Here is a 15772-nt window from a genome sequence, read left to right as displayed (position 1 = left end):
CACAAGCGGAAGTGGACCCCCGGCGCGTAGATTGGGCCCCTGTCAGGGGGCATCATCGTGGTGATGGATTGCGGCACGATGCCGCGCGTACTGCCGAACGGTATCGGCACGTCGATCGACGCCGACCGCTTCGAGTCCCTGGCTCTATCGCGACAGGAAATCCTTCAATGACTGCACTGAAATACGTGGATCTGCACGGCGACCATGTCGCATATCGGGACGAGGGGAGCGGTTCGGAGGTTCTCTTGCTGATCCACGGGATGGCGGGGAGTTCGGAGACGTGGAATGCGGTACTTCCGTCCCTTGCCGCGAGACACCGGGTCATCGCACCGGATCTGCCCGGTCATGGGCAATCGTCGAAACCGCGCGGCGACTATTCGCTGGGTGCGTTCGCCGCGTTCCTCCGTGACCTGCTGCGGGAATTGGGGATCGATCGGGTGACGGTGGTCGGGCAGTCGCTGGGTGGTGGCGTGGCCATGCAGTTCACCTATCAACATCCGGAGTATTGCGAGCGCCTGGTCTTGATCGGCAGCGGTGGACTGGGACCCGACGTGAACTGGACCCTGCGGGTGCTCTCGGCTCCTGGGGCCGAGTTCGTGCTCCCGGTGATTGCGCCGCAACCAGTTCTTCGGGCAGGCAACAAGATTCGCTCGTGGTTCGCGTCCGCCGGCGTGCACTCGCCGCGGGCGGACGAAACGTGGCGCGCATACTCTTCGCTCGGCGATCGCGAGACGCGGCAGGCATTCCTGAGGACTCTGCGGTCGGTGGTGGACTACCGCGGTCAGGCGGTGAGCGCCCTGAACCGGTTGTACCTGAACTCCGCCCTGCCCACGCTCCTCATCTGGGGCGATGCAGACAAGATCATCCCGGTGTCGCACGGCTACGCGGCCCACGAAGCGATTCCGGGCAGTCGACTCGAGGTTCTCAGCGGCGTCGGTCACTACCCTCACGCAGAAAGCCCCGATCAGGTCGTCGCCATCCTCGAAGACTTCCTCGCCGTGCCGGAGGCCCGGACCCGCACGACCAGCTGATCACCAGCTCGGTTTGAGTCTGCCCGGTACCGCAATGACGTCCAAGGCTCGGGTCAGTGCCTTGAAGTCCCTGTCCGGCAGCTCATCTCGCCATACCTGAACGCATCGCTCCGCGGATTCGCGGGCTGCGACCATGCACTCGCGACCGCGTTGTGTCAGTGTCACCAGTTGAGCGCGACGGTCGTTCGGGTCCGGGTGTTTGTCGAGATAACCACGCTCGACCAGATAGACGATCAATTGGGCCGCGGCCTGCTTGGTGATCTGCAACGCCGTAGCGAGATCGGCTGCGGTAGAGGCATTGTCGGACAACTCCGCGAACACGAACCCATGAACGGGTCGTACATCGGGGTAGCCCCGCTCGGCCAGTCCGGCCGAGATGTCATCGACCAATTGTGCGGACACTCGCAGCACGGCCGTCGCAGTTGCCCAGTCGGAATCGGTCACAGTCGAAGTATGACCCACTGCGCCGAGGATAGACAGACAAGACGCTTGTCTATATGGTCAAGTGGCTTGTCTATCAATTCTGAGGAGGAGAGCATGCCGGTCATCCAACCCGACGACGCCGAGGTGTTCCCGGCACACGGGAGCACCTTCCACTCGTATGTCAGTTCGCGGCGAGGGAGCAAAGAGCTCTGCGCCTGGAGGCTGACGGTTCCCGCCGGCCAGATCGGAGTGGCGCACAGACCCAGTCGGGAAGAGGTCCTTCTCGTGCTGGACGGAGAACTGACGGTCGGTTTGGACGGCGTGCGGGAGCTGGCCGGCGCCGGCACGGTCATCGTGGTTCCGGCCGGGGCCGAGGTGCGGATCGATGGTGGCGCCACCGAATCGACAGCATGGGTGACCACCACGCCCGGTCTGCAGGCGACCACCGCCGACGGCGCGGTCATCACACCGCCCTGGGCTCAATGAGACGTCACACTGTTCGACGATCGTTGTGGCCCTACTACTCCTCAGACGTCCCCGTTGATGGTTCTGCGACGTGAACCCACGATCGCGGATAGTCTGTGGCGCAGTCGTCGGGCGATCGAGAGGCACCACCTGTCATGACGTTCGACGAACCATCACCAGCCCCCTGGCACCTCACACGTCGGCGGCTGCTGCAGGGAACTCTGGTGGGCGGTCTGGCAGTTGCCGTCGCGGGTGGCACCGGGACAGCCTGGGCCGCCCCACGGTCGTCGGACTGGGCGGCGCTCGCGGCATCGATCAGTGGCCAGGTGATCCTGCCCGCGCAACGCGCCGCATTCACGCAGGCGAAACAGATCTTCAACACGCGTTACGACGGATCGACTCCGGTGGCCGTCGTGGCGCCGAAAACTGTCGCCGACGTTCAGCGGTGTATGGCTTTTGCCGTGAAGCACAGGCTGCGAGTGGCCACGCGCAGCGGCGGGCACTCCTACACCGGTGCGTCAGCAGCGAGTGGGTTGTTGGTGGTGGATCTGCGCAGGCTCGACGGAGGAATCGGCTATGAGGGTGGAAGTGGCTTAGCCACCGTCACGCCGGCGAGCACGCTGTATGCCGTGGCCGGCGGTCTTGCCCAGCAAGGCCGGTCGGTTCCCGTCGGAACATGCGCAACGGTCGGTGTCGCCGGGCTCACGCTCGGCGGAGGGCTCGGGGTCGACTCGCGGCTACACGGGCTCACCTGTGATTCCCTCGCGGCCGCGACGATGGTGTTGCCGAACGGGGAAGCCGTCACCGTAGCGCCAGGAGAGCGGGACGACCTCTACTGGGCGCTGCGCGGCGGAGGTGGCGGGAACTTCGGGATCGTCACGTCGCTGACCTTCCGCACCACACCATCGGTTGGCAAAGATGTTGTGACCATGAACTTTCCACCCGCGTCGGCGGCCACGGTGATATCGGGGTGGCGGCGCTGGCTTTCGGTCGCCGAACCGTCGGCGTGGGCGAACGTCAACATCGGTTCCGATCGACGGGGTGGCGTCACCTGTTCGGTGTTGCTCGTCTGCGCAACCGGCGCGGGCCGCCGCATCGCGGCCGACATCTCGGCGGCCGTCGGGGTGGTGCCGAGTGGAAGCGACTACTCGACGCTTGATCCGATGGCGACGTTCCTGCGGCTGTCGGGTGGCGCGACCGCGCCGCGACATGGATTTGTCGCCGGGTCCGACATCCTCGCCCAGGTCACCGACCCCATCGCTGCAGCGATCGTCACCGCGGTGCGGAACCGTTCCAGGGCCGGCGGCCCCGGGCTGGTGATCATCGACCCGCTCGACGGTGCGATCAGCGGGGTCGCTGCCGGTTCCACAGCCTTCCCGTGGCGCACGCACGCGGCGAGCCTGCAGTGGTTCACCGACGTCGCCCCCGGTGCTTCGTATCTGTCGCCGACGTCGTGGGTGAAAAGTGCACACAGCACGATCGGCGCGGCGTCGGCGGGTGCCTATGTCAACTACATCGAATCCGGGGTCGCACCGTCGCGTTACTTCGGTGCCAATCTGCCGCGGCTGCGCTCTGTCCGTACCAAATACGACCCCGCGCGCACGATGTACTCGGGCCTCGACATCTGACGAGTTGAGCAGAGTTCGCAAATCGGACTCGGACCTACATCGCTGATTAATGGTGTGACCGGGCTGAGCTGGAGTTGATACCGTCGAACCTGTGACTGCCCCATGCTGACCCGCCTTCTGCGTACCTACATGGGCGCCTACCGTCGCGAACTGAGTGCGGTGGTGATCCTCCAATTCGTGGCCACCGCGGCAATGCTCTACCTGCCGACCCTCAATGCCGACATCATCGACAACGGTGTGGCGCAAGGCGATACCGGCTACATCCTGCGGGTGGGGGCGGTGATGGTGGTCGTCTCGCTGATTCAGATCCTGGGATCGATCGTGTCGATGTACTTCGGTGCACGCGCGTCACTCGGTGCCGGCCGCGACATCCGGCACGACCTGCTGCACCGCGTGGACGGCTTCTCCGCGCGCGAGGTCGGCGCATTCGGGGCGCCGTCGTTGATCACACGGACGACCAACGATGTTCAGCAGGTCCAGATGCTCGGCGTGATGGCCTGCACCATCTTGGTCACCGCCCCCATCATGTGTATCGGCGGCATCGTCCTCGGCATCGGGGTCGGGGGCCAACTCGCGTGGGTTCTCGTGGTTGCGGTCCCCATACTCGGGGTGACCATGGCGGTGATCATCTATCGGATGATGCCTGGTTTCCGTGCCATGCAGGAGCGCATCGACACGGTCAACCGCGTCCTGCGCGAGCAGATCACCGGGATCCGGGTGGTTCGCGCTTTCGTGCGGGAACCCCACGAACGCAGGCGATTCGCCGCCGCGAACGACGACCTGACCGATGCCGCACTGCGGGTCGGGCGTCTGATGGCACTGATGTTCCCGTCGGTGATGCTGATCAGCAACGTCACCATCGTCTTCATCATCTGGTTCGGCGGTCACCTCATCGAAGACGGCGACGTCCAGATCGGCGCACTCACCGCGATGATCGCCTACGTGATGCAGATCCTGATGGCGGTCATGATGGCCTCCTTCCTCGCGATGATGGCACCGCGGGCATCGGTGTGTGCCGAGCGCATCTACGAGGTTCTCGACACCGAGACATCGGTGGTCCCGCCCACCGTCCCGAAGCCGCTCCGTACTTCGGCGGGCATCGTGGAGGTGCGCTCCGCGTGCTTCAGGTACCCAGGGGCAGACGAATCGGTGTTGCGCGACATCAGCTTCCGAACGGCGCCGGGCACCACCACCGCTGTGGTCGGGTCGACCGGCTCGGGTAAGACCACATTGGTGGCGCTGCTGCCTCGTCTGATCGACGTCACCGATGGCGCCGTGCTCATCGGGGGCACCGACATACGTGAGCTCGACCCTGCCGTCTTGCGCGAATCGATCGGTCTCGTTCCCCAGAAGCCCTATCTGTTCTCGGGAACCATCGCGTCCAACCTGCGGTACGGCAAGGAGGACGCGACCGAAGCCGAGATGTGGGAGGCGTTGACCGTTGCACAGGCCGCAGACTTCGTGCGAGACATGCCGGATCAGCTCGAGACGAAGGTTGCGCAGGGCGGGACGACGGTCTCCGGAGGGCAGCGTCAGCGGCTGGCGATCGCGCGCGCCCTCATCCGGAAGCCGAGCATCTATCTGTTCGACGACTCGTTCTCGGCGTTGGACCTGACCACGGACGCACGCCTGAGGGCAGCGCTCAAACCTGCCACCGGCGACGCCTGTGTCATCATCGTGGCCCAGCGCATCACCACCATCGCCGACGCGGACCAGATCGTGGTACTCGATCGCGGAACCGTCGCCGGCATCGGTACACACGAGCAACTGCTCGCCGACTGTCCCACGTACATCGAGATCGCGGAATCCCAGCTCTCCGTGGAGGGACGGAGATGACCCGCCCCGGTGGCGGAGGCGGACCGTCGATGGGTGCGATGCCCGCTGAGAAGGCACGCGATTTCGGTCCCTCGGTGAAGCGGCTGATCGCAGTGCTGTCCGCCCATCGCATCGCGTTGTGGGCCGTGCTCTTCTGCGCTGTGGCGTCGGTGGTCCTCAATGCCGTGGGCCCGTTGTTGCTCGGCCATGCAACAGATCTGATCTTCTCCGGGGTCATCGCCGACCGCCTGCCCGCAGGCGAAACGAAGGCCGAGGCCGTGGAGGCGCTACGACGAGACGGCGACGGGACATTCGCCGACATGGTCGCGGCGATGGACCTGACGCCGGGTGTCGGAATCGATTTCGACGCCGTCGGCCGGGTGCTGATACTGGTTCTGGGGCTCTACGCGGGTTCCTCGTTGCTCAGCTGGCTGATGGGGCGTCTGCTCAACGTCGTCACCCAGCGCACCGTGCAGGGGATGCGCTCGGATGTCGAGAACAAGATCCATCGCCTGCCGCTGAGCTACTTCGACGGCAATCAGCGGGGTGACCTACTGAGCCGGGTGACCAACGACCTCGACAACGTCTCGCAAAGTCTCCAGCAGACAATCGCCCAGTTGCTCAACTCGGTGTTGATGGTGCTCGCCATCCTCGTGATGATGCTGTGGATCTCACCGCTGCTGTCGCTGATCGCCATCGTCACGATCCCCGCCGCGGTGATGGTGACAACCTTTGTGGCAAAACGCTCCAAACCGCACTTCTTGGCGCAGTGGTCGAGCACCGGACGCCTCAACGGTCAGGTCGAGGAAGCGTTCACCGGACACGAGGTGATCAAGGCCTTCGGTATGCAGGACGACGTCGAGGCAAGATTCGACGACCGGAACGAGAAGCTCTACGAGTCGAGCTGGCGGGCCCAGTTCATCTCCGGGATCATCATGCCGGCGATCATGTTCCTGGGAAATCTGAACTACGTGGCAGTCGCAGTGGTCGGCGGCCTGCGGGTGGCCTCGGGTTCGCTGAGCCTGGGTGATGTCCAGGCCTTCATCCAGTACTCGCGACAGTTCACCCAGCCACTGACCCAGATCGGGTCGATGTTCAATCTCATGCAAAGCGGTGTCGCGTCTGCCGAACGCATCTTCGACATCCTCGACGCGGACGAGCAGGTACCCGATCCCTCCGAACCGATCAGCCCCGGAACGAGCAAGGGCCGCATCACGTTCGACGACGTCTCCTTCCGCTACGCCCCGGATCGGCCGCTGATCGAGCAACTGTCGCTGGTGGCCGAACCCGGGCACATGGTCGCGATCGTGGGGCCGACGGGAGCGGGCAAGACCACCCTGGTGAATCTGATCATGCGGTTCTATGACGTCAATACGGGAACGATCAGTCTCGACGGCGTGGACACATCGTTGATGACCCGGGATGACCTTCGCGAACGAACCGGGATGGTGCTGCAGGATTCCTGGCTGTTCGGCGGAACGATTCGCGACAACATCGCGTACGGCGATCCCGAAGCCGACGACGAAGCGATCATGGAGGCGGCGCGGGTCAGCCACGTCGACCATTTCGTGCGGATCTTGCCGGACGGATACGACACGGTCATCGATGAGGAGGGTGGCGGTGTCAGCGCAGGTGAAAAGCAGCTGATCACCATTGCACGGGCGTTCCTGGCGCGGCCGACCCTGCTCATCCTCGACGAGGCGACCAGTTCGGTGGACACCAGGACCGAATTGCTGATCCAGAAGGCGATGGCCGCGTTGCGCTCCGATCGCACCAGTTTCGTGATCGCCCACCGACTTTCCACGGTCCGCGATGCCGACACCATCCTGGTGATGGAACAGGGACAGATCGTCGAACAGGGCTCGCACGACGAACTCCTCGCGGCGCAGGGGGCGTACTACCGGCTGTACAACAGTCAGTTCGTCGGGCCCATGGATGCCGACGACATCGACAGTCCGCAGATGTCCAAGAGCTGATCGGCGAATCAGACAGGGGGCTCGGTGTTTCGACCTGTCCTGCGTGCGAGTGTCCGGAAGACGTCGGCCAGCGCACCCGTCGGTATCGCGCCGTCGGTGTCGTAGCGCCAGGCGGCGAGGGTGGGCAGTCTGAGCCGGGTACCCTCCACGTCGAGCACGTCGATCGGCTCGCCGACAAACGCTTTTGCCATGGCGCCCGTGGGAGATCCGACGAGCGAGAACGCCCTGCCGCCGGCCACCACATGCGCCAGACCTCCGAAGTTGTGGTCGGGCAGGATGATTCGCTTGTGAACCCCGTGACGGCGGAGTAGCTCATCGATCCCTCGGTAGATGGCCGGAGCCGCGTCGTGCTCGATCGACACAAACGCGAGGTGCGCCAATTCATCGAGCCGCACGCTCGATCGGCCGTCGAATCCGTTGCCGCGCCCGACGGCAACCTTCACCACTGCGGTGTGCAGGCGCACCGTTTCGATACCTCGCGCCACGATCGGACCGTGTAGGAGCGCGGCGTCGAGGCGTCCGGCCTGCAACGACTGCAGCAGTGGTTCGGTGGCGCCGGGATGGAAGGTGACGACGAGTTCGGGGTGGCTGCGGGCGAACTCATCGTGTACGCGGGTCCTCAGTTCGCTGGTGACGTCGGAGGCCACACCGACATCGAGAGTGGGGGAGAGATCGGCGGTGGCGAGTTCGATGAGCCGTGGGATGGCGTCGAATCGTTCGACCAGATCGCGCGCCTGTGGCAACAGGGCGTGGCCCGCGGCAGTGAGATCGACGTGGTGGTGGGCCCGCACGAAAAGCGCTGTACCGAGGCTGTTTTCGAGATACTTGATCCGTTGACTCAGCGGTGATGCCGCCATGTGCAGTCGCTGCGCGGCGCGCGCGAAGGTGCCTTCCTCTGCAACGGCGACAAAGTAGCGCAGGTGCAACATGTCCACCCGGATCAGGCTAGTCGCGGATCGGACCGTTGCGGTCATCTTGGCCCACTGAACTTGGTCATGGTCCTCCGGCCATGCGCGTCATAGTCTCCCAGAAGACGACATCGGGCACGGCGCTAGGAGTTCATGAATGGCTGTTCCTCCGATCCGGATAGCAAATTTCTCGGGCTACCTCGGAGATCGGTACACCGCGCTCGACGAAGTGATGCGCGGCGACCCGGTGGACGTCTTGATGGGCGACTATCTGGCTGAGATCACGCTCGCTGCGCTGGCCGCGCGGTATGCGCGTGATGCGAGCAAAGGCTACGTCGAGTACTTCGTGGACCAGGTTCGGCCCCACCTGCCCGCGTTGGCCGACCGGGGCCTGCGGGTGGTCACCAACGCCGGTGGATTCAACCCGGCTGCCCTCGCCGCGACGTTGCGGGCAGAGATCAACACCTTGGGGTTGTCGCTGAGGGTGGCACATGTCGAGGGGGACAACGTATTCGCCGAACTCGACGACCTGCAACGGGCCGGTCATCGTTTGGAGAACATGGACACCGGACGGGGCCTGTCCGAGTGGGGTGTCACGCCGATTGCCGCCAACGCCTATCTGGGCGGCTGGGGTATCGCGGCAGCGCTGGATGCAGGGGCGGACATCGTGGTGTGCGGACGAGTCACCGATGCATCGTTGACCGCCGGCCCGGCGGCGTGGTGGCACCGCTGGGCAACCGACGACTGGGACCGCCTGGCCGGCGCGGTGATGGCAGGACACATCATCGAATGCGGGCCCCACGCGACAGGTGGCAATTTCTCTGGTTTCACGGCCCTGCGGCCGACGGTGACGCCGGGGTTCCCGATCGCGGAGATCGAGGCCGATGGCAGTTCGGTCATCACCAAGCACAGCACCGACGACGGTGTGGTGACAGCCGACACGGTCACCGCCCAGATCGTCTACGAGATACAGGGGCCGCAGTACCTCAACCCCGATGTGACCGTTGACCTTCACAACGTCCGGCTGCAGCCCGAAGGCACAGACCGGATCCGGGTCACCGGTGTCACAGGTTCGCCGCCACCCGCCACCACCAAGGTCGCGGTTTTCGGGCTTGTCGGATACAGCGTGGTCAACACGGTATTCGTGACGGCGCCGGATGTGGACGAGAAGGTGTCGCTGCTACGCAGCCAGATCGACCGGGATATGCCTGACGGGGTGCAAGTCCATTGCACTCGGATCGGGACGGCTGCAGCCGACCCCAACACGCAATGGGACGCAACCATCGCGGTGCGGGTGATGGCGATGTCAGCCGACGCCGAGGTGCTGGCATCGGCTGACATGGCACGTCGCCTCGGCGCCCTCTACCTGCAGGGCATCCCAGGGTACTTTCATGACGGCGCCGCCGGTCTGCACTCCACACCCAAACCACGCGTGGACTATTGGCCTGCTCTGCTGCCGTTGGCCGCGATCGGCCACCGCGCAGTGCTCGACGACGTAACCGTGGAAATCGTCCCGTCCGCCGTCACCCGGACGCCGGGCCAGCCCGAGCATCCCGAGCCGGCCGATCCGGAGTGTTCGGGGGCCGCGACCACCGTTGAGCTCGGGGTGGTGGCGCACGCACGCAGTGGGGACAAGGGCGGGAACAGCAACGTCGGGATCTGGACCCCTTACCCGAAGGTCTGGCCGTGGCTACGGCGGTTCCTCTCGACCGAGGAACTGCACCGGTTGATGCCCGAGACAAAGGATCTCGACATCGTCCGCCATGAGTTCCCGGAACTCCGGGCGGTGCACTTTGTGGTGCGCGGCCTGCTGGGGACGGGCGGCTCATCCAACGTTCGGATCGATCAGGTCGGCAAGGCTGTGGGTGAATACCTGCGCGCCAAACACGTGGTGATACCCGACGCCGTCCTCGATCAAGTCCGAAAGCAGTCATGACGCTCACCGGCAGACTCACACAGGCTGTCACCCAACCTGCTTCCAACGATGAGTTCGATGTCCATGCGGAGTTGTCCGACGTGCTCGCCGGTCTCGGGATGACCGCGGGCGACTCCGGTGGATCCACGTCCTTCAAGGGCGCCGACCCGGTGGTCCCCAGCACGCTTCGGCTCGGTGGTGCATCGGCCATCGCGCTGGCCGCCAAGTCGATCGCCATCGCCAAACTCGGTCGATCACGCGGATTTCCAGGCCAAGACATCGCTGTCGACCTTCGCGTGACCCCTCACCGGCTGTGCCCGTTCTACGACAGACGATGGGAACTGCTCAACGGCTATCCGGCCACCGCGCCGTCGAATCCCTCTCAGGCGTTGGGTTTTCGGTTCTACCGCACGGCCGACGATCGGTGGATGATGCCGCTCAACCCATATCCGAAAATCAAGGCAGGTGCGCAGAAACTGCTTGGCGTGCCCGACGATCCCGACGCTGTTGCCCGCGCCGTCGCCGGTTGGACAGGCGCCGAGCTCGAACAAGCAGGCGCTGACGCCGGTGTGGTGATGCCCATGCTGCGGACCACCGAGGAGTTGCTCGACGAGCCGCACTATCGCGACGTCCTGGCGGATATGCCCCTGGTCGAGATCACCAAGTTCGGCGACAGCGCTCCGGAACCGCTGTCTTCCGTCAACGGGAGGGGCGGGTCTGACGATCAGCCTCTATCCGGAGTCAGGGCTCTCGGTATGGGCCATGTCATCGCCGGCGCAGGCGTGGGGCGGACGTTGGCTCTGCACGGTGCGGACATCCTGAATCTGTGGCGACCGGACGAACTCGAACACGACGTCACCTACATCACGGCGAACGTGGGCTGTCGGTCGGCGACGATCGATCCATATCGGCCCGAGGGGGCCGCCAGGATCGGCGAACTGCTGAGCAGCGCAGACGTCTTCTACGCCAATCGACGGCCCGGTTATCTGGAAAGCATCGGCGTCAGTCCACGCGAGGCTGCGCGGCGAAGACCCGGAATCATCTATGCCACAGCCTCTCTCAACGGCGGATCAGGGCCATGGGCCGACCGCGTGGGGTTCGACCAGACGGCCGGGTCCCTTGTGGGCATGATGACGCTGGAGGGTGGCGACGGCCCGCCGCGGCTGCCGCCGATCTTGGTGGTCAACGACTACATCGTGTCCTGGCTGATGACCGCGGGCATCGTCGAGGCGTTGCATCGCAGAGCTGTCCACGGTGGCAGCTACAAGGTGCATGTTTCCCTGACGCGGGCCGCACTGTGGATCCTGTCCATGGGGGTCTTCGACAAGGTATATGCGACAACGGCGCCCGGATCCTGTGACGAGCACATGTACCGGGATCCGGAGACTTTCACCGCGGACACCCCACTCGGCTTCTATCAAGGAGTGACCGAACAGGTCTCGATGTCGCACACCCCGGGCCGGTACAAAACTGTTCTGGTGCCCCGTGGGTCGAGTCGTCCAGAATGGCCTGCCCGGACCTGAACGGACTTCCGGGGCGGATCGGCCCGGGCCGAGGATGTACTAGAGTCGCGGGCGTGACCACTCGGGGGATGGTGACCGCAACTGTTGTCGCGGCGTGGATATGCATGATGATGGTCGGCGGATGTGCCAGGGGGGTTGATGGTCAAGCGGTGCCGGTCGCTGATCCCAGACCGGTCGGTTTCATCGAGTTCGCGGACGCCGGGTTCGGCATCACCGCGCCTCCGGGCTGGACGGTCCGAGAAGATTCCGACGAACTCATCTATGGGGATGTCGCGCTCACGAAGAACGGCGACGATGCGTCGATGATTCTCATCGGAGTGCTCGACGGGTCCATCTTTGCGTCCGCGCGGGCCGACAATCGCGTTGCCGCACAAGAACTCGGTTCGGGCATGGGGGAGTTCTTCTTCCCTGATTCGGGTACCCGTGTGGACCGCGAGGGCGGAACGCTGAGCGGTGCCCAGACCACCGGGGCCTTCGAGTTCTACCGCGTCGAGTTCGATGACCGGTCTCGATCAGATGCCGAAGTGTTCTCAGCTGTCGTCGAAAAGGCGGGCGAGCGATGGTGGATGACCTGGTTGAGCAACAAGAGTGCTGTGGACGTGGATGAGGCCTGCGAGCTGGCTGAATCCATCACCCCGATGTGATCAGGTCACCAAGACCTCTGGCCTGGCGGACGGAATGGTGATCGTGGCCCGCGTATGCAGGGTGTTGCCGGGATCGGCGATCGATTCGGCCACCCGGAACGTGGCTTCCCAGCTCGACCTCGAGAGTGTGTTCAGAACATATCCGCGTTGAGAGTTGCCGAACTTGACGTGCGGGGATGCCGCCTTCAACTCGCGATCTCCCTCGTCACTATCAGAGCCGTCGGCTCCGGATGCGATTGACGTGCCTGCGATCTCGACGCCGACCGTGGGCGCGGGCCTTGTATAGGTGGTCTTGAGTTCGGACACCACGGACCGATGGATGTCGCCGACGATCGACACGAGGTTCTCGACGCCCCGGGCTCTCACGCCGTCGAGGACGCGCTTGCGCGATGCCTCGTATCCGCTCCAGGCGTCCATGCTCACAGCACGGGATCCCCGCCGCGAGCGGGCGAGGTCTGCCATGGGCGTCTGGTGGGCCAGTACGTTCCATCGCGCTGTGCTGGAGCCGAGGCCGTCGAGTATCCACCGCTCCTGGACATCTCCGGTGATGGTGCGAGCGGGGTCTGCGGTCAGTCTGTTCAGCGGGCCGTCGGTGTCTCCGTTGACCTGATCGCTTCGGTATTGGCGGGTGTCGAGCACGCTGAACTCGGCGAGGTTGCCGAACGTGAATCGGCGATAGATACGGATGTCACCGCGCGTGGGATGAATGGTCGCCCGGACGGGTGTGTTCTCCCACCACGCCTTGAGTGCGCCCGCCCGCCGTGTCAAGAACTCCGGCAGAGGTGCGCTGTCCTCGGAAATACCTGCGGCCCAGTTGTTCTCGATCTCGTGGTCGTCGGGCGTGATGATGAACGGGGACGTGCGGTGTGCCGCTTGCAGATGAGGGTCGAGTTTGTACAGAGCGTATCGATCGCGATAGTCATCGAGGCTGTGTGCCTCGGAGTGGCACGAGCTCGGCATGGCAGACGATCCGCGTCGCCCACCGTCCGCCGGTATCGGCTTCTCGTAGATGTAATCCCCGAGGTGAAAGACGACATCTGGTGCAGCCGAGGCCATGTCCCCATAGGCGTTGAAGAATCCATCTGACCAGGCCTGGCACGATGCCCAGGCAAACGTCATGCCGGCCACATCGGCACTCGCCGCCGGTGCGGTCCGTGTCCTTCCCACGTCGGAGATGTGGCCGCCGGACCGGAAACGGTAGTAGTACTCGGTGGATGGCTCGAGGCCACGAACATCCACGTGCACACTGTGCGCGTCGCGTGCGGTTGCGTTCACGGTGCCGCGTCGAACCACGTTTGTGAACTTGTTGTCCAGGGCCATCTCCCAGTCGACCGGCACATCGGACTCGGACATCCCGCCCCGCGGGGCCAAGGGTTCTGGAGCCAACCGGGTCCACAGGATCACCGCGTCGGCGAGTGGATCACCAGAAGCGACGCCGAGGGTGAACACGTGATCGCCGCGAGCAGCGGGCGAGGGGAATGCGGTGGGGGAACTGACCAAACCGGGAGTGAAGGCCAGGGCGCCGGCCACGCCTGCCCAGGTCAAGAACCTGCGACGGGTGGTACCAGCCCGCAGAATTTTGTCTCGGTCGATCGACAGCTCGGGTGACGCCACAGGAGTACTCGACCAGCATCAGCTGTCTGTCCGAGGTCCCCGAGGTGACGCCGACACGAAGGGCACTTGACGTTGTGGTGGGGAGCCGAGGGCTCTCGTTGTCGGGTTCGTCTGGATGCAAGGCCTGCCGACGTTCTCAGGTGGCCGTTCAGACTCTGCCGTTCAGACTCTGGGTGACCAGCCGATCTTCGGGCCCAGGTGCGTGGCCATGTCGGTGATGATCTGTAGATAGTCGGTCGCGTCGAACGAGAAGGGCAACGCGAACGCCACCTCGCCGGCTCTCTGGAAGCCGGCGTGGGCGAACAACCGTTCCGCTATCTCGTCCGAGGTTCCGACGATGTCAGGGGCGAAGAGCATTCGGCGCGGGCCCTGAGGCGAGAGAGTCCGGTCGAACCGGGCATCGGCGTAGTCGCGGTATCTGCGTCGCTGCTCCGGGGTCGCCGAATCGGTCGGAATGACAACCAATCCCTGTGACACCCGGGCTTTTTCGGGGTTCGGGTGATGCGCGCGGTAGGCATCGATGTGCTCACCCTGAATCGAGGCGAAGTCGGTGGAGGACGTGCCCTCGGTGGTCACCACCGAGCTGGTCAGGTAATTCAATCCTTGCTGTCCGGCCCAGATCGCCGAGGACATCATTCCGCCGTACCACAGGCGGTCGATCAGCCCCGGGGAATGTGGCTGGACGATTCTCGAGTACTGCTCGATGCCGACTGTGCCCTCGAAGTCACTCACCGGTACTCCGCGGATGTTGTCCATCAGCCGGATCACCCGGTCTTTGCTGAAGTTCTCCTGCGCGTGGGTTTCGGGATAGAGCTTGTGTTTGAAGTCCTCGTACCGCATCGGGGGTCCCACCGACACCCCAGGATTCAACCGCCCCCCGGACAGCAGATCCACCGTCGCCAGGTCTTCGGCGAGTCGCAAGGGATTCTCGAGTCCGAGTGGGATCACCGCCGTACCGAGTTCGATCCGGCTCGTGCGCTGGCTTGCCGCAGCCAGTACCGCGACAGGGGAGGAGATACCGAACTGCAGGTGTCGGTGTCGAAGCCACACGCTGTCGAAGCCGAGTTGTTCTGCGAGTTCGATGGTTCGCAGCAATTCCTCGTGGCCGGTTCCGGGATCGGCCGGATCGAACCGCCCGATGGTCAGAAAACCCATCTTGTGGAGTGGTTCGCCCTCATGTGGCACTGTCTGCCACCTTCTGGCCGTCTGGGGTGATCGCCGGGGGCGCAATGCCATGCAGGATCAGATCGGTGGTCTGATCGACCCACTCATCGTCGAGGTCGTCGCCTGGTCGCATGATCAACCGGATGATCGTTGTCCCGCCGACGACTTCGAGTAATCGATCGGGGTCCGCGCCCGCTCGGACCTCACCTCGAGCCACCGCTTGCGCGAGACGCGTACGCATGGCGGCGAACACGCCGTCTTCGAACCGCCGCATGACGAGTTCGTTGAGTTGCGGGTCGGCCCCGATCTCGGCGAGAAGTCCTGGCAGAGCGGCCCGTGCCACCGGGTCGGTGAACATCCTCCGTGAACCGTCGATCATCGCCCGGATGTCCGTCGCGAGATCCCCGGATTCCGGGATGAGGGTTGTCCACGTCGCGGGAAACGCGGCCTCGTGGACCAGGTGTGCCTTGCCCGACCAACGCCGGTACAGGGCGGTCTTGGTGGTACCGGCTCTCTCGGCAACCGCGGCAAGGGTCAGGGCGGGGTAACCGATGGTGACGAGCAGTTCTGCGGTGGCGGCCAGAATCGATTCGTCGATGCGGGGGTCACGCGGCCGTCCGGCGCCGGCGGTCTTGTCTTCCGCTGTCTCGTCTGCTTTCATTACGC

General features: G+C 64.5%; 13 protein-coding genes. 8 read left to right on the top strand and 5 right to left on the bottom strand.

Annotated elements, in window-relative coordinates; genetic code table 11:
- Positions 1–167: 167 nt before the first annotated feature.
- Entirely contained in the window at positions 168–1031 is an 864-nt protein-coding gene (locus WIMU1_RS14955; protein ID WP_062798323.1) for an alpha/beta fold hydrolase, read from the top strand.
- On the opposite strand, the gene WIMU1_RS14950 is transcribed toward WIMU1_RS14955, so the two are convergent.
- Positions 1032–1475 (bottom strand): MarR family winged helix-turn-helix transcriptional regulator, encoded by a 444-nt coding sequence (locus tag WIMU1_RS14950; protein ID WP_062798321.1) that lies wholly within the window; start codon positions 1473–1475, stop codon positions 1032–1034.
- A gap of 93 nt (positions 1476–1568) precedes the next feature.
- On the opposite strand from WIMU1_RS14950, the gene WIMU1_RS14945 reads away from it, so the two are divergent.
- The 4 genes from WIMU1_RS14945 (at position 1569) to WIMU1_RS14930 (ending at position 7338) form a co-directional block, all read left to right on the top strand.
- A complete protein-coding gene (locus tag WIMU1_RS14945) occupies positions 1569–1940 on the top strand; it encodes a cupin domain-containing protein (RefSeq protein ID WP_062798319.1) in 372 nt (123 codons plus the stop codon).
- A gap of 134 nt (positions 1941–2074) precedes the next feature.
- A complete protein-coding gene (locus WIMU1_RS14940) occupies positions 2075–3547 on the top strand; it encodes an FAD-binding oxidoreductase (protein ID WP_084248300.1) in 1473 nt (490 codons plus the stop codon).
- 102 nt (positions 3548–3649) lie between these two features.
- Entirely contained in the window at positions 3650–5383 is a 1734-nt protein-coding gene (locus WIMU1_RS14935; protein WP_062798315.1) for an ABC transporter ATP-binding protein, read from the top strand.
- Complete coding sequence (locus WIMU1_RS14930; protein WP_062798313.1) at positions 5380–7338, top strand: ABC transporter ATP-binding protein; 1959 nt, start codon at positions 5380–5382, stop codon at positions 7336–7338. Before WIMU1_RS14935 ends, WIMU1_RS14930 begins: the two co-directional genes overlap by 4 nt.
- Positions 7339–7346: 8 nt before the next feature.
- Here WIMU1_RS14930 and WIMU1_RS14925 read toward each other — a convergent pair whose 3' ends face one another.
- Positions 7347–8267 carry a LysR family transcriptional regulator gene (locus WIMU1_RS14925; RefSeq protein WP_245969252.1) on the bottom strand — a complete coding sequence of 307 codons (921 nt, stop codon included), beginning with the start codon at positions 8265–8267 and terminating at the stop codon, positions 7347–7349.
- Positions 8268–8403: 136 nt separating this feature from the next.
- On the opposite strand from WIMU1_RS14925, the gene WIMU1_RS14920 reads away from it, so the two are divergent.
- From WIMU1_RS14920 to WIMU1_RS14910, 3 genes are read left to right on the top strand one after another with little or no spacing between them, the layout of a single operon-like run.
- The gene (locus WIMU1_RS14920; protein ID WP_062798309.1) at positions 8404–10182 is read left to right on the top strand and encodes an acyclic terpene utilization AtuA family protein; all 1779 of its coding nucleotides are present in this window, start codon (positions 8404–8406) and stop codon (positions 10180–10182) included.
- Positions 10179–11684: a CoA transferase gene (locus WIMU1_RS14915; protein ID WP_062798307.1), complete on the top strand. Its 1506-nt coding sequence runs from the start codon at positions 10179–10181 to the stop codon at positions 11682–11684. The genes WIMU1_RS14920 and WIMU1_RS14915 overlap by 4 nt, the downstream gene beginning before the upstream one ends.
- Before the next feature lie 53 nt (positions 11685–11737).
- Positions 11738–12328, top strand: coding sequence for an APA family fibronectin-binding glycoprotein (locus tag WIMU1_RS14910; RefSeq protein ID WP_158599269.1), 591 nt, complete (start codon positions 11738–11740; stop codon positions 12326–12328).
- On the opposite strand, the gene WIMU1_RS14905 is transcribed toward WIMU1_RS14910, so the two are convergent.
- The 3 genes from WIMU1_RS14905 to WIMU1_RS14895 all read right to left on the bottom strand — a co-directional run bounded on the left by WIMU1_RS14905 (position 12329) and on the right by WIMU1_RS14895 (position 15767).
- Positions 12329–13942, bottom strand: a complete 1614-nt coding sequence (locus WIMU1_RS14905) for an alkaline phosphatase D family protein (protein WP_062798303.1) — start codon at positions 13940–13942, stop codon at positions 12329–12331.
- Between the two features lie 162 nt (positions 13943–14104).
- On the bottom strand, positions 14105–15127 hold the full coding sequence (locus tag WIMU1_RS14900; RefSeq protein WP_062798301.1) for an LLM class flavin-dependent oxidoreductase: 1023 nt from the start codon (positions 15125–15127) through the stop codon (positions 14105–14107).
- Positions 15117–15767, bottom strand: coding sequence for a TetR/AcrR family transcriptional regulator (locus WIMU1_RS14895; RefSeq protein WP_062798299.1), 651 nt, complete (start codon positions 15765–15767; stop codon positions 15117–15119). Before WIMU1_RS14895 ends, WIMU1_RS14900 begins: the two co-directional genes overlap by 11 nt.
- Between the last annotated feature and the right edge of the window lie 5 nt (positions 15768–15772).

Origin of the sequence: Williamsia muralis NBRC 105860 (genome assembly GCF_001598915.1) — a bacterium.
GTDB classification, from domain to species: Bacteria; Actinomycetota; Actinomycetes; order Mycobacteriales; family Mycobacteriaceae; genus Williamsia; species Williamsia muralis.
Note: the sequence above shows the minus strand (reverse complement) of the source record. Positions and strands in the feature narration are given on the sequence as shown.

What these genes read in the sequence shown, in the direction of transcription:
- WIMU1_RS14945 (WP_062798319.1), top strand. Translation starts at nt 1,569, where the DNA reads ATGCCGGTCATCCAACCCGACGACGCCGAGGTGTTCCCGGCACACGGG.
- WIMU1_RS14930 (WP_062798313.1), top strand. Translation starts at nt 5,380, where the DNA reads ATGACCCGCCCCGGTGGCGGAGGCGGACCGTCGATGGGTGCGATGCCC.
- WIMU1_RS14925 (WP_245969252.1), bottom strand. Translation starts at nt 8,267, where the DNA reads ATGTTGCACCTGCGCTACTTTGTCGCCGTTGCAGAGGAAGGCACCTTC.
- WIMU1_RS14955 (WP_062798323.1), top strand. Translation starts at nt 168, where the DNA reads ATGACTGCACTGAAATACGTGGATCTGCACGGCGACCATGTCGCATAT.
- WIMU1_RS14920 (WP_062798309.1), top strand. Translation starts at nt 8,404, where the DNA reads ATGGCTGTTCCTCCGATCCGGATAGCAAATTTCTCGGGCTACCTCGGA.
- WIMU1_RS14895 (WP_062798299.1), bottom strand. Translation starts at nt 15,767, where the DNA reads ATGAAAGCAGACGAGACAGCGGAAGACAAGACCGCCGGCGCCGGACGG.
- WIMU1_RS14915 (WP_062798307.1), top strand. Translation starts at nt 10,179, where the DNA reads ATGACGCTCACCGGCAGACTCACACAGGCTGTCACCCAACCTGCTTCC.
- WIMU1_RS14940 (WP_084248300.1), top strand. Translation starts at nt 2,075, where the DNA reads ATGACGTTCGACGAACCATCACCAGCCCCCTGGCACCTCACACGTCGG.
- WIMU1_RS14935 (WP_062798315.1), top strand. Translation starts at nt 3,650, where the DNA reads ATGCTGACCCGCCTTCTGCGTACCTACATGGGCGCCTACCGTCGCGAA.